At 54.7% G+C, this 14,091-nt stretch carries 14 protein-coding genes; 13 read left to right on the forward strand and 1 reads right to left on the reverse strand.

Annotated features, from left to right (window positions below; genetic code table 11):
• The first annotated feature begins 24 nt into the window (after positions 1-24).
• From pabC to ptsG, 6 genes are all read left to right on the forward strand, one after another.
• Positions 25-834 carry an aminodeoxychorismate lyase gene (gene pabC, locus ACMWKA_RS02785; RefSeq protein ID WP_414759972.1) on the forward strand — a complete coding sequence of 270 codons (810 nt, stop codon included), beginning with the start codon at positions 25-27 and terminating at the stop codon, positions 832-834.
• Between the two features lie 2 nt (positions 835-836).
• Positions 837-1,859 carry a cell division protein YceG gene (gene yceG / locus ACMWKA_RS02790; RefSeq protein ID WP_414759973.1) on the forward strand — a complete coding sequence of 341 codons (1,023 nt, stop codon included), beginning with the start codon at positions 837-839 and terminating at the stop codon, positions 1,857-1,859.
• Positions 1,849-2,490, forward strand: coding sequence for a dTMP kinase (gene tmk / locus ACMWKA_RS02795; RefSeq protein ID WP_013097116.1), 642 nt, complete (start codon positions 1,849-1,851; stop codon positions 2,488-2,490). Before yceG ends, tmk begins: the two co-directional genes overlap by 11 nt.
• Positions 2,487-3,491: a DNA polymerase III subunit delta' gene (gene holB, locus ACMWKA_RS02800; RefSeq protein WP_023621897.1), complete on the forward strand. Its 1,005-nt coding sequence runs from the start codon at positions 2,487-2,489 to the stop codon at positions 3,489-3,491. The genes tmk and holB overlap by 4 nt, the downstream gene beginning before the upstream one ends.
• Positions 3,492-3,501: 10 nt before the next feature.
• Complete coding sequence (locus ACMWKA_RS02805; RefSeq protein WP_020689599.1) at positions 3,502-4,296, forward strand: metal-dependent hydrolase; 795 nt, start codon at positions 3,502-3,504, stop codon at positions 4,294-4,296.
• A 297-nt stretch (positions 4,297-4,593) separates the two neighbouring features.
• Entirely contained in the window at positions 4,594-6,027 is a 1,434-nt protein-coding gene (gene ptsG, locus ACMWKA_RS02810; protein WP_013097113.1) for a PTS glucose transporter subunit IIBC, read from the forward strand.
• Positions 6,028-6,111: 84 nt separating this feature from the next.
• Here the strand turns inward: ptsG and fhuE are convergent, their stop codons facing one another.
• On the reverse strand, positions 6,112-8,301 hold the full coding sequence (gene fhuE / locus ACMWKA_RS02815) for a ferric-rhodotorulic acid/ferric-coprogen receptor FhuE (RefSeq protein WP_414759974.1): 2,190 nt from the start codon (positions 8,299-8,301) through the stop codon (positions 6,112-6,114).
• Between the two features lie 351 nt (positions 8,302-8,652).
• On the opposite strand from fhuE, the gene hinT reads away from it, so the two are divergent.
• The 7 genes from hinT (at position 8,653) to ACMWKA_RS02850 (ending at position 14,008) form a co-directional block, all read left to right on the forward strand.
• Positions 8,653-9,012, forward strand: coding sequence for a purine nucleoside phosphoramidase (hinT, locus tag ACMWKA_RS02820; protein ID WP_013097111.1), 360 nt, complete (start codon positions 8,653-8,655; stop codon positions 9,010-9,012).
• Position 9,013: 1 nt separating this feature from the next.
• Positions 9,014-9,388 carry a YcfL family protein gene (locus tag ACMWKA_RS02825; protein WP_023621894.1) on the forward strand — a complete coding sequence of 125 codons (375 nt, stop codon included), beginning with the start codon at positions 9,014-9,016 and terminating at the stop codon, positions 9,386-9,388.
• A gap of 10 nt (positions 9,389-9,398) precedes the next feature.
• On the forward strand, positions 9,399-10,046 hold the full coding sequence (gene lpoB, locus ACMWKA_RS02830) for a penicillin-binding protein activator LpoB (protein ID WP_013097109.1): 648 nt from the start codon (positions 9,399-9,401) through the stop codon (positions 10,044-10,046).
• Positions 10,027-10,851 carry a thiamine kinase gene (gene thiK / locus ACMWKA_RS02835; RefSeq protein WP_246931446.1) on the forward strand — a complete coding sequence of 275 codons (825 nt, stop codon included), beginning with the start codon at positions 10,027-10,029 and terminating at the stop codon, positions 10,849-10,851. The genes lpoB and thiK overlap by 20 nt, the downstream gene beginning before the upstream one ends.
• A gap of 11 nt (positions 10,852-10,862) precedes the next feature.
• Complete coding sequence (gene nagZ, locus ACMWKA_RS02840; protein ID WP_044158668.1) at positions 10,863-11,888, forward strand: beta-N-acetylhexosaminidase; 1,026 nt, start codon at positions 10,863-10,865, stop codon at positions 11,886-11,888.
• Between the two features lie 34 nt (positions 11,889-11,922).
• Entirely contained in the window at positions 11,923-12,465 is a 543-nt protein-coding gene (ycfP, locus tag ACMWKA_RS02845) for an alpha/beta hydrolase YcfP (protein WP_013097106.1), read from the forward strand.
• Between the two features lie 238 nt (positions 12,466-12,703).
• Positions 12,704-14,008: an NAD(P)/FAD-dependent oxidoreductase gene (locus ACMWKA_RS02850; protein WP_013097105.1), complete on the forward strand. Its 1,305-nt coding sequence runs from the start codon at positions 12,704-12,706 to the stop codon at positions 14,006-14,008.
• Positions 14,009-14,091: the final 83 nt, after the last annotated feature.

The raw sequence follows: 14,091 nt of genomic DNA on the forward strand, positions 1-14,091 counted from the left end.
AACGTCCACGCATAAGGAGCCACCATGTTTTTAATCAATGGCCTTGAGCAAGAATCTCTGCCTGCCAGCGACAGGGCGACTCAGTTTGGTGATGGCTGCTTTACCACGGCGCGCATTGCGGATGGCGACGTGTGTCTGCTGGATGCGCATATACGTCGTCTGCAAACGGCCTGCAAAACGTTAATGATCCCCTTTACGCAATGGGACACGTTGCGCCAGGAAATGCGCCAGCTTGCGTCCGGAAAGCCCAGTGGGGTACTCAAGGTTATTATTAGCCGCGGCAGCGGTGGACGGGGTTATAGCGGTGCCAGTTGCCAACATCCTACCCGAATCCTGTCGGTTTCTGCCTATCCTGCCCAGTACACGCGCTGGCGTGAAGAGGGCGTTACCCTGACGCTCAGCCCGGTACGTCTGGGAAGAAACCCCATGCTTGCCGGGATAAAACATCTCAATCGTCTTGAGCAGGTGCTAATCCGTACTCATCTTGAGCAGACGGCAGCCGATGAAGCGCTGGTTCTTGACAGCGAAGGGTTCATTACGGAATGCTGTGCGGCTAATTTATTCTGGCGGCAGGGCAACACTGTTTTCACGCCTTCGCTGGAACAGGCGGGAGTCAACGGTATTATGCGTCAGTTTTGTTTGCAGCAGCTGGCACGCTCTGACTTTCACGTTGTCGAAGTTAACGCACGCGAAGAGGCGTTGCAGGCAGCAGATGAAATCGTTATTTGCAACGCGCTGATGCCGGTTATACCTGTCCGCGCTTATGGTCAAATTTGCTTGCCATCGCGCGAGCTGTTCTCTTTTTTAGCCCCGATATGTGAGCAAACCAGATAGTCATGAAGAAAATGTTGCGCTTTGTCCTCCTTCTAATCGTTGCGCTGGGTATCGCTGGCGGCGCGGGAATGTGGAAAGTTCGCCAGCTGGCGGACAGTAAGATCCTGATTAAGGACGAAACGATCTTTACCCTGAAAGCGGGAACCGGGCGACTGGCGCTCGGTGAACAGCTTTATGGCGATAAAATCATTAATCGTCCACGCGTGTTCCAGTGGTTATTGCGTGTGGAACCTGAGCTGTCTCATTTTAAAGCTGGCACCTATCGTTTCACGCCCGGGATGACCGTCAGAGAGATGCTACAGCTGCTGGAAAGCGGCAAAGAAGCACAGTTCCCGCTGCGGTTTGTTGAAGGGATGCGCCTTAGCGATTACCTCAAACAGCTGCGTGATGCGCCGTATATTAAACACACGCTAAAAGATGACAGTTACCAGACGGTTGCCGCGGTACTTGAATTTGAACATCCCGAGTGGGTTGAAGGCTGGTTCTGGCCGGACACCTGGATGTATACAGCCGGAACAACCGATGTGGCGATCCTGAAGCGTGCGCACAAAAAAATGGTCGCGGCGGTGGAGTCTGAGTGGGAAGGGCGCGCCGATGGCCTGCCGTATAAAGATCAAAACCAGTTTGTCACCATGGCCTCAATTATTGAGAAAGAGACCGCGGTGGCTTCAGAGCGCGACCAGGTGGCGTCGGTCTTTATCAACCGACTGCGCATTGGCATGCGCCTGCAAACTGACCCTACCGTGATCTACGGAATGGGTGAGAGCTACAGCGGCAAGATTTCACGAAAAGATCTGGAGACGCCGACGGCGTATAATACCTACGTTATTAGCGGCCTGCCGCCAGGCCCGATTGCCACGCCGAGCGAAGCCTCGCTTAAGGCGGCCGCGCATCCGGCAAAAACACCGTATCTCTACTTTGTGGCTGATGGAAAAGGGGGGCATACCTTTAACACCAACCTTGCCAGCCATAATCGCTCCGTTCAGGATTATCTGAAGGCACTTAAGGAAAAAAATGCGCAGTAAATACATTGTCATTGAGGGACTCGAAGGAGCCGGTAAAACCACAGCCCGCAACGTGGTAATCGAAACGCTGAAAACGCTCGGCGTTGCGGACATGGTGTTTACCCGTGAACCCGGCGGTACGCAGCTGGCTGAAAAGCTGCGCAGCCTGGTGCTGGATATCAAATCCGTGGGCGATGAAGTTATCACTGACAAAGCCGAAGTGCTGATGTTCTATGCCGCTCGCGTGCAGTTGGTAGAGACGGTCATCAAACCGGCTCTGGCCGCTGGCAAGTGGGTCATTGGCGACCGTCACGATCTGTCGACTCAGGCGTATCAGGGCGGGGGACGCGGAATTGACCAGACAATGCTGGCAACGTTGCGTGATGCAGTATTAGGGGATTTCCGCCCCGACCTGACGCTGTATCTGGATGTAACGCCGGAAGTGGGCCTGAAGCGCGCGCGCGCGCGCGGCGAGCTGGATCGCATTGAGCAAGAGTCGCTCGACTTCTTTAATCGCACCCGCGCGCGTTATCTTGAACTCGCCAGTCAGGACAGTTCCATTCGCACCATTGATGCGACGCAGTCCCTGGAAGAGGTGACCCGTTCCATTGAGGAAACTGTCAAACACTGGCTACAGGAGCAACAGGCATGAAATGGTACCCATGGTTGCGCCCGCACTTTGAACAGCTGATCGCCAGCTATCAGGCCGGACGGGGGCATCATGCGTTACTGATTCAGGCATTGCCGGGCATGGGTGAAGATGCATTGATCTACGCCATCACCCGTTTTCTGATGTGCCAGCAGCCAGAAGGTCACAAAAGCTGCGGTAAATGCCGCGGCTGCCAGCTGATGCAGGCGGGCACGCATCCTGACTATTACACGCTGGAGCCTGAGAAGGGCAAAAGTGCGCTCGGTATCGATGCCGTGCGTGAAGTCAGTGAAAAATTATACGAGCACGCACGACTGGGTGGCGCAAAAGTCGTCTGGCTGAAAGACGCGGCGTTGCTTACCGAGGCGGCGGCAAACGCGCTGCTTAAGACGCTGGAGGAGCCACCGGAAAAAACGTGGTTCTTCCTGTCATGCCGCGATCCGGGTCGATTACTGGCGACGTTACGCAGTCGGTGTCGGCTTCATCACCTTGCGACTCCCCAGGAATCGTGGGCGCTGAGCTGGCTGGAGCGTGAGGTGACAACGTCACAGGATAGCGCGTTGTCCGCATTGCGCCTCAGCAGCGGCGCACCTGCCGCGGCGCTGGCTCTGCTGCAGGCGGACGTCTGGTCGCAACGAGAAGCGCTTTGCCGCGCCGTTGCCTCTGCGCTGGAGAGCGGTGACTGGTTGAGCGTACTGCCTGCACTTAACAGCGATCAGGCTGCCGAGCGTCTGCACTGGCTGGCTGCCTTACTTCTGGATGCCCTCAAGATCCAGCAGGGGGCCACGCTGCTGACCAATCCCGATGTCTGGCCACTGGTAAACACGCTGGCGAATCGTCTGCCAGGCGCCACGTTGCGTGCGATCCTGCACGATACTTGCCAGAGCCGCGAACAACTTTTAACGGTAACCGGTCTTAATCGCGAGCTTGTACTGACCGACCAGTTACTGCGTATCGAACATTACCTGCAACCAGGCGTTACTCCGCCTGTTTCCCATCTCTGAGAGAGACATTATGTTTTTAGTCGACTCACACTGCCATCTCGATGGCCTGGATTATCAATCCCTGCATAAAGACGTGGACGACGTGCTGGCTAAAGCCGCCGCCCGCGATGTGAAATTTTGCCTTGCGGTGGCTACCACGCTGCCGGGCTATCGCACCATGCGTGAGCTGGTGGGCGTTCGCCCTAATGTTGTCTTTTCGTGTGGCGTGCATCCGCTCAATCAGGATGAAGCATACGACGTCGAGGAGTTACGTCGTCTGGCGGCCGAAGAGGGCGTGGTAGCGATGGGGGAAACCGGGCTGGACTATTACTACACGCCGGAGACCATGGCGCGTCAGCAGGAGTCCTTCCGCCATCACATTCGCATTGGCCGTGAGCTTAACAAACCGGTTATCGTTCATACCCGCGATGCCCGCGCCGATACCCTGGCGATCCTCAGAGAAGAAAACGTGACGGATTGCGGTGGCGTACTACACTGTTTCACAGAAGACAGAGAAACGGCGGGAAAACTGCTTGATTTAGGGTTTTATATCTCGTTTTCCGGGATCGTGACGTTCCGTAACGCTGAGCAGCTTCGCGATGCTGCGCGTTATGTTCCGCTCGATCGTATTCTGGTGGAAACAGACTCTCCTTATCTGGCTCCGGTACCGCATCGCGGTAAAGAAAACCAGCCAGCAATGACGAGAGACGTGGCTGAATACATGGCCGTTCTGAAGGGCGTCAGTATCGAAGAGCTGGCCCGCGTCACGACGGAAAACTTCTCTACACTGTTCCATATTGACCCCGCCCGCCTGCAATCTGTTTGATACACCTGTTTTTTTTAGGCTCGTAATTAATAGTTAAAACGAGTAAAGTTCACCGCCTCATTTGGGGCGGTGATGGTGTTTTTAGACACATCCAGAAATGCTTTTTGTAAATAACTGAAAGTTTTTCGACCGTCTTAAGCTGAAACGTGATAGCCGTCAAACAAACTCAGAGGGAATTATTTTACTCTGTGTAATAAATAAAGGGCGCTTAGATGTCCTGTCCACGGCACGGTACTCCCCCCGGGCCAATGCGTGAAAGCGTAAAAAAAGCACAAATACTCAGGAGCACTCTCAATTATGTTTAAGAATGCATTTGCTAACCTGCAAAAGGTCGGTAAATCGCTGATGCTGCCAGTATCCGTACTGCCTATCGCAGGTATCCTGCTGGGTGTCGGTTCTGCAAACTTCAGCTGGCTGCCAGCCGTAGTGTCCCACGTAATGGCCGAAGCAGGCGGTTCTGTCTTTGCTAACATGCCACTGATCTTCGCTATCGGTGTTGCTCTGGGCTTCACCAATAACGACGGCGTTTCTGCGCTGGCTTCTGTGGTTGCCTACGGCATCATGGTGAAAACCATGGCTGTGGTTGCACCGCTGGTTCTGCATTTACCTGCTGAAGAGATCGCAGCGAAACACCTGGCGGATACCGGTGTTCTGGGCGGTATCATCTCCGGTGCGATTGCAGCGTATATGTTTAACCGCTTCTATCGCATCAAGCTGCCTGAGTATCTGGGCTTCTTCGCGGGCAAGCGTTTCGTTCCGATCATCTCTGGTCTGGCAGCGATTTTCACGGGTGTGATCCTGTCCTTCATCTGGCCACCAATCGGTACGGCAATCCAGACCTTCTCTCAGTGGGCTGCTTATCAGAACCCGGTTGTGGCGTTTGGTATCTACGGCTTCATCGAGCGTTGCCTGGTGCCATTTGGTCTGCACCACATCTGGAACGTTCCATTCCAGATGCAGATTGGTGAATTCACCAACGCAGCAGGTCAGGTGTTCCACGGTGATATCCCACGTTATATGGCGGGTGACCCAACTGCAGGTAAACTGTCTGGTGGCTTCCTGTTCAAAATGTATGGTCTGCCAGCCGCGGCAATTGCAATCTGGCACTCTGCTAAACCAGAGAACCGTGCAAAAGTGGGCGGTATCATGATCTCCGCAGCGCTGACCTCGTTCCTGACCGGTATCACCGAGCCGATCGAGTTCTCCTTCATGTTCGTTGCGCCGATCCTGTACGTTATCCACGCGATTCTGGCGGGTCTGGCGTTCCCAATCTGTATCCTGCTGGGTATGCGTGACGGTACGTCCTTCTCACACGGCCTGATCGACTTCATCGTTCTGTCCGGTAACAGCAGCAAACTGTGGCTGTTCCCAATCGTGGGTGCGTGCTACGCCGTTGTTTACTACACCATTTTCCGCGTGCTGATCAAAGCACTGGACCTGAAAACGCCAGGTCGTGAAGATGCAACAGAAGACAGCAAAGCAGGCGCGACCAGCGAAATGGCTCCGGCACTGGTTGCAGCATTCGGCGGTAAAGAGAACATCACTAACCTGGACGCGTGTATCACTCGTCTGCGTGTGAGCGTTGCCGATGTTGCGAAAGTAGACCAGCCGGGTCTGAAAAAACTGGGCGCAGCAGGTGTGGTTGTTGCAGGTTCTGGTGTTCAGGCAATCTTCGGTACCAAATCCGATAACCTGAAAACCGAAATGGATGAATACATCCGCAACAGCTAAGCTGTGACCTGGGGAGACTAAGGCAGCCGAATGGCTGCCTTTTTTATGCCTGCAGTTTTGTTATGCCGGGTAGCGGCTGAACACTCAGAAGTCGTAGCTCGCGCTTACAGAGACGTTCAGCGGCGCGCCATATACCACATAAGAGCCGACGTAGTCGTAATACTCTTTGTCGAACAGGTTGTTGACGTTAGCCTGGACAGCAAAATCTTTAGTCACCTGATACCGGCTAAACAGGTTAACCAGCGCGTAGCTGCCTTGTTCTGCACGTGATCGACCTGCCGGGCCGCCATCTACATCGTTCCAGACTTTATTCTGCCAGTTCACCCCGCCGCCCACTGCCAGTGCCGGTAGCATGGGCAGTTGATAACGGGTAAAGAGCTTCATTGTGGTACGAGGCTGGTCGGAACTAACCGCGTTGCCGCGCTTGTCTTCAGCAATGTAGCGGGTTGCGCCGAAGGTCAGCTGCCAGTTATCGGTCAGGGCGCCGTTTAGCTCGAACTCGATCCCTTTACTGACGACCCCATCCAGAGATTCATAAATTGACTCGCCGCTGGGCATGTAGGTGTAGGTATTATTCGCCACATTATCCTGCTCAATGCGAAAGAGGGCGAGCGAGGTGGTCAGGCGCGTACTAAACCAGTCTGCTTTCACCCCGGCTTCATAGCTTTTCCCCGTTGTCGGGTCCAGGTAATGGCCGCTGGCGTCACGCTTGTCCTGAGGCTGGAAGATGGAGGTATAACTGACATAGGTTGACCAGTCTTCATTGATATCATAAACAAGGCCCGCATATGGCGTTACATCATCTTTACTGCTTTCCAGGCGGGTGTCCGGGGAGCCCGCCGGGTTATAGCGAATGTTGTAATGGGTATAACGCGCACCGAGGATCAGAGATAGCGGATCGGCAAGCGAGAAGCGGGCTGAGGTATAGGCCGAAGACTGGCGGATATCATCCTGACTGTAAAGCTTCCAGGGGGTCCACTGCGGATCGGCGATATTCCCGTTCCAGTTTTTGAAGTTACCCACGTCAACCATGCCGTACAGCGCGTCCGGCATGGTGTTGTCATAGTGGTTACGCTGGCGGCTGAAGCTACCGCCAAACATCATCTCATGCTGGCGACCGAAAAGATCGAAACCGCCGCGCAGGAAGGCATCCACCGCATCCTGCTTACGTTCACCGCGGTTCCAGCCGCCATATCCGACCATACCCGCACCGGTCTCTTTATCCGGGTAGCCGGACATATACATCAGTTTGCTGTCGAAGTTGGTGTCGGCATGCATGCCGTTGATGTGGGCTTCCCAGCCGTTGTCGAAGCGTTGGGTGAGGTTGGCGAAAATACGGGTGTTGTCTTTATCTGAATAAGCCCAGTCTGGTGCAACGGTCTGGCTGCGGTTGTAATGGGTTTTGCTGCCATCGCTGTACCAGGTTGGCAGGCCGCCCCAGGTTGGGTTATCGGTATCGCTTTCCTGATATTCATAGCCCACAGACAGGGTGGTGCTGTCAGTCACGTCCGCATCGACCACGCCATAGAGGAACTTTTTGCGGTAGTGGTAGTTATCAACAAAACTGTCGTTGTCCTGATAACCCGTAATAAGACGACCGCGCACGTTACCCGACTCTACCAGCGGAGCCTGCAGATCCAGCACGTAGCGTTGTTTGTCCCAGCTACCGTAACTGGCGGAGACATTGCCTTTAAATTCATTGCTGTCTGCATGCTTACGTACCATGTTGACGTAGGCGGCGGGATTTCCCGTGCCGGACATCAGGCCGGTTGCGCCGCGTACCACTTCAATACGATCGTAAATGGCGGTATCGGCGGCGGTGTCGCCAAAGTTCCATACTTCGCTGATGGAGGTTGGCAGATCATCATACGCATAGTTACTGACAAAGAAGCCGCGCGAGTAAAATACCGTCCGGTCGCTGTCCTGTACCTGCGCGGTGACGCCGGTGGTGTTAGTTAACACCTGACCGAGGGATTGCAGATTCTGATCTGCCATACGCTGCTGGCTAATGACGCTGACGGACTGCGGAATATCGCGGGGAACCAGTAACAGTTTCGTCCCCGTGGTGGTGGTCTTAACGCTGTAGTCCGTATCCTGACTGCTGGACGGGTCCTGTGCGTTATCAAAACCGCCCTCGACAACCACGGTATCTTCGGTCGCTGAGGCGGCGAAACTGACGGCTGGCATCAATGCCATAGCAATACAGGCAGCCAGCAACGAAGGCGTGGCGGCTGGCTGCGGTTGCCCATCCCTGGTGTGATAAATGAAAGACATCATCAAACCCTTACTGAATGGTGAAAGGTGAGTGCGACAGTCCCGTGAGAACGGGCTGACGTCGTTTTCTATGTTAAAAATGCGCATGAAAATGCAAATGCGAAATATACGCATTGTGATTAGCACTGTAAACAGATGTGTCAAAAGGAAATGAAATTATGTTTCAGGTGGTGAAGCGTCGAGAGCGGTTACTCTTCAGTCAGCTGAAACGCTTTCAGGAAAGAAATCCGGGGAGAAGGTTGAAAGGACAGGAGAAAGTCGCTCATACTCTTCCATTGTGCCACACACTCATGCAGAGATTGTGTTAATAGCGGACGCACCACGCCAGATTAAACTACAAAGGAACAGGTCATGGCTGAAGAAACCATTTTCAGTAAAATTATCCGCCGCGAAATCCCTTCGGATATCGTTTATCAGGATGAGCTGGTGACGGCTTTCAGAGATATTTCTCCTCAGGCTCCGACTCATATCCTTATCATTCCAAATATTCTGATTCCCACCGTCAATGACGTAAAAGCCGAGCATGAAGTGGCGTTAGGCCGTATGCTGACTGTAGCCGCGAAAATCGCCGAGCAGGAGGGGATTGCTGAAGACGGTTACCGTTTGATCATGAACTGTAATCGCCATGGTGGTCAGGAAGTTTATCATATTCATATGCATCTTCTGGGTGGGCGTCCTCTGGGACCGATGCTGTCACATAAAGGTCTTTGACATGTTAAAAGGGCGTATTGCAGCGCTGGCAATGACATTGGTAATGGTGGGATGCAGCACACGCCCGGCCATTCCCGTCAGTGATGAACAGACGCTGGTGATGGAGTCCTCGGTACTTGCCGCGGGCATCACCGCAGAACAACCTACGTTGACCATCAGTGAAATTAAATCTTCTGCGTCCTCTACGCTCTTTAACGAAAGACACGAACCGGTGACGGTGCACTACCGTTTCTTCTGGTATGACGTACGGGGTCTTGAAATGCACCCGCTGGAAGCGCCGCGCAGCGTGACCATTCCGGCAGGATCGTCGGTAACGCTCTATGGTAGCGCCAACTATCTGGGTGCGCATAAGGTGAGACTTTATCTTTATTTGTAAGAGGTGAACCTTGATTAAAAATATGAGCCGTTATGCGCTCGTGACAGCTTTTGCACTGTTCCTTGCAGGATGTGTGACGCGAACCGAACAGCCTGCGCCGGTGGACGAGGCAAAACCGGGTACGGAGCAGCCGACACAGCCAACGCAACCGCAGCCAACCGTGCCGTCTGTACCGACGATCCCGTCGCAGCCTGGCCCGATTGAACATCCGGACCAGACCTCCCAGCCAACGCCGCGCGTGCGTCATTATGACTGGAACGGTGCGATGCAGCCGATGGTGGGCAAAATGCTGCAGGCGCAGGGTGTAACGGCAGGCAGCGTACTGCTGGTGGATAGCGTAAATAACCGGACTAACGGTTCACTCAATGCCGGGGAAGCGACAGAAACCCTGCGCAATGCACTGGCCAATAACGGCAAGTTTACGCTGGTTTCCGCACAGCAGCTGGCAGTAGCCAAACAGCAGCTTGGTCTGTCGCCACAGGACAGCCTCGGTACGCGCAGTAAGGCGATGGGGATTGCCCGTAACGTTGGTGCGCAGTATGTGCTGTACTCTAATGCCACCGGTAACGTGAATACGCCAGCCCTGCAGATGCAGCTGATGCTGGTTCAGACAGGCGAGATTATCTGGTCAGGTAAAGGTGCGGTTACGCAACTCTGACTGCACGCGTGAAGCGATCCTCACGCGTTATTTTCCGCAGTATCGTCTTATCGCGCCGCAGGCCCACTCCGGGCTTGGCGGCGCGAGTTGCATTCTGGAACAGGGCGAGCAGCGTCTGGTGTTGCGTCATCACCACGATCCCTTAGCCCCCGTTTCCCATTTTCGCCGTCAGTTTCGTGTCCTTAAGCGTCTACCGGCGGATCTCGTGCCAGCCCCGCGCTTTTTCAGACAGGGCTGGATGGCGGTAGAGTATCTGGCAGGGGAGATCCGGCATACGCTGCCCGACAGTGCAACGCTTGCGACGACGCTCTGTCAGTTGCACCATCAGCCGTGTCTGGGGTGGCGAGTCACGCTGCTCCCTTTGCTGGAACAATACTGGCAGCGAGCCTCACCGGACAGACGTACCCCACGGTGGCTTGCGCAGCTTAAACGGTTACGCACTGCGGGAGAGCCTCAGCCGCTTCGGCTGTCGCCATTACACATGGATGTTCATGCCGGAAATATTGTGCATACGTCCACCGGCATCAGGCTTATCGACTGGGAGTATGCCGGTGATGGGGATGTGGCACTGGAGCTGGCGGCCGTCTGGGTGGAAGATGATACAGCGCGCCAAAGACTGATCGGCGATTACGCCCGCATTGCGCATCTGGACGCGGGACAGCTGGCGCGTCAGGTCAGACGCTGGCGGCCCTGGGTCGTCATGCTGATGGCGGGCTGGTTTGAAATGCGTTTTCAGCAGTCCGGCGAGAAACAATTTATTGCGCTGGCAGATGATGCCTGGCGCCAGTTACACATTAAAGGATAAGAGAGGTTGCTGTGGGTCCAGTCATGTTGGATGTAGAAGGGTTTGAACTGGATGCGGAGGAGCGTGAAATTCTGGCGCACCCGCTGGTGGGGGGGCTCATCCTGTTTACCCGCAACTATCACGATCCGGCGCAGTTGCGTGAGCTGGTTCGCCAGATCCGCGCGGCGTCGCGTAATCATCTGGTCGTGGCCGTCGATCAGGAAGGCGGGCGCGTGCAGCGTTTCCGTGAGGGCTTCACCCGTCTGCCCGCGGCCCAGTCTTTCGCGGCGCTGCTCGGCACCGAAGAGGGCGGAAATCTGGCCCAGGAGGCCGGCTGGCTGATGGCCAGCGAGATGATTGCCATGGATATCGACATCAGTTTTGCCCCGGTGCTGGACGTAGGGCATATCAGTGCGGCAATTGGCGAGCGCTCTTACCATAGCGATCCCCGTATTGCGCTGGAGATGGCCACCCGCTTTATCGACGGCATGCACGATGCAGGAATGAAAACCACCGGCAAACACTTCCCGGGGCACGGCGCCGTGACGGCGGATTCGCATAAAGAGACTCCGCGTGATCCGCGTCCGGAGGCGGAAATTCGTGCCAAAGATATGTCGGTGTTCCGCTCGCTGATTAGCGATAACAAGCTGGATGCCATTATGCCTGCACATGTGATTTACAGTGACGTCGACCCGCGCCCGGCGAGCGGTTCTCCGCACTGGTTAAAAACCGTGCTGCGTCAGGAACTCGGTTTCAACGGCGTGATCTTTTCCGACGATTTGTCGATGGAAGGGGCGGCGATCATGGGCAGCTACGCGGAGCGTGGGCAGGCGTCGCTCGACGCAGGTTGCGATATGATCCTCGTCTGCAATAATCGTAAAGGCGCAGTCAGCGTGCTGGATAACCTGTCGCCGATCAATGCAGAGCGTGTTACACATTTGTATCATAAAGGTTCATTTAGCCGTCAGGAGCTGATGGATTCGGCACGCTGGAAAGCGGTTAACGCCCGGCTTGAAGCACTGAATGAGCGCTGGCAGGCACATAAAGCCAGCCTGTAAATCCTCCCGGAAGGCGTAGCGTGGTGAGAAGACGATGATCATCTATTTACACGGTTTTGACTCAAACAGTCCTGGTAATCATGAGAAGGTACTGCAACTGCAGTTTATCGATCCGGATGTACGGCTGATCAGCTACAGCACGCGCCATCCGAAACATGACATGCAGCATCTGCTCAAAGAAGTGGATAAGATGCTGCAGCTCAACATCGACGATCGCCCGCTGATTTGCGGGGTGGGGCTGGGTGGCTACTGGGCGGAGCGGATTGGATTCCTGTGCGATATTCGCCAGGTGGTATTCAATCCTAACCTGTTCCCGAACGAGAACATGGAAGGCAAGATTGACCGCCCAGAAGAGTATGTCGATATTGCCACCAAGTGCGTCAGCAATTTCCGTGAAAAGAACCGCGACCGCTGTCTGGTGATCCTTTCGCGTAATGATGAGGCGCTCAACAGCCACCGTGCGGCTGAGCTGTTGCATCACTACTATGAAATTGTCTGGGACGAAGAACAGACCCACAAGTTCAAGAATATCTCCCCGCATCTGCAGCGCATCAAAGCCTTCAAAACACTGGGCTAAGATACTGCATAAGATCTCCCAGGCCCGGCCGCGAAAGCGTGCCGGGCTTTCTTTTTCTGCAGAATTGTCTACTTTTAAGCCACCAAAACTTGATGCACATCAATTTTGGTATGACCAATGCTCCTGACGTGGTATTCTCAATGCACCTGAATGGTTTCAGTGCTGTAACCTGTTGTTAATTAAGGGTTATTTTTATAACTTTTAATTAACAATTGGTTAATAATTTGAGGGGGTCACGTTGACTACGCCATTGAAAAAGATAGTGATTGTAGGCGGTGGTGCTGGCGGGCTGGAGCTGGCGACACAGTTGGGTAAGAAGCTGGGGCGCGGCAAAAAAGCCAAAATCACGCTGGTGGATCGTAACCACAGCCACCTGTGGAAACCGTTGCTGCACGAAGTGGCGACCGGTTCACTGGATGAGGGCGTGGACGCGCTGAGCTATCTGGCGCACGCACGTAACCACCATTTCCAGTTCCAGCTGGGTTCCGTGGTGGATATCAACCGTGAGAGCAAAACCATTACCCTGGCCGAACTGCGTGACGAAAAAGGGGAGTTGCTGGTCCCGGAGCGCAAGCTTGCCTATGACACACTGGTCATGGCGCTGGGCAGTACCTCCAACGATTTCAACACCCCGGGTGTGAAAGAGCACTGCATTTTCCTGGATAACCCGCACCAGGCGCGTCGTTTCCACCAGGAAATGCTGAACCTGTTCCTGAAGTACACCAATAACATGGGTGCGAATGGCAAGGTGAATATCGCCATTGTAGGCGGTGGCGCAACGGGCGTTGAGCTCTCCGCTGAGCTGCACAATGCGGTAAAACAGCTGCACAGCTACGGGTATAAAGGGTTAACCAATGAAGCGCTGAACGTAACGCTGGTTGAGGCAGGTGAGCGTATTCTGCCTGCGCTGCCTCCACGTATTTCTGGCGCGGCGCATAACGAACTGACCAAACTGGGCGTACGTGTTCTCACCCAGACGATGGTGACCAGCGCAGACGAAGGTGGCCTTCACACCAAAGATGGCGAGTACATCAAAGCGGATCTGATGGTCTGGGCGGCGGGTATCAAAGCACCTGATTTCATGAAAGACATTGGCGGGCTGGAAACCAACCGTATCAATCAGCTGGTGACCGAGCCGACGCTGCAAACCACGCGCGATCCGGAGATTTTCGCGATTGGTGACTGTGCGTCATGCGCGCGTCCTGAAGGCGGTTTCGTGCCTCCTCGCGCCCAGGCAGCGCATCAGATGGCAAGCCTGGTGCTGCACAATATTCTGGCACAGCGCAAAGGCAAGCCAATGAAGGCCTACGTCTACAAAGACCACGGCTCTCTGGTTTCGCTGTCGAACTTCTCTACCGTAGGCAGCCTGATGGGGAACCTGATGCGCGGCTCGATGATGGTAGAAGGGCGCATCGCACGCTTTGTCTATATCTCCCTGTACCGTATGCACCAGATTGCGCTGCACGGCTACTTCAAAACCGGCCTGATGATGCTGGTAGGGCGAATCAACCGCGTGATCCGTCCACGTCTGAAGCTGCACTAATTTTTCTCTCCCTCCGGGCCCTCCGGAGGGATTTTTTAGCATATCATGCTGCTCATCACAGATTGAGTGCTTAAGAGTTCTCC

Source organism: Enterobacter sp. 03-F-07-AD-ECC (genome assembly GCF_047530935.1).
Lineage (GTDB): Bacteria > Pseudomonadota > Gammaproteobacteria > Enterobacterales > Enterobacteriaceae > Enterobacter > Enterobacter cloacae.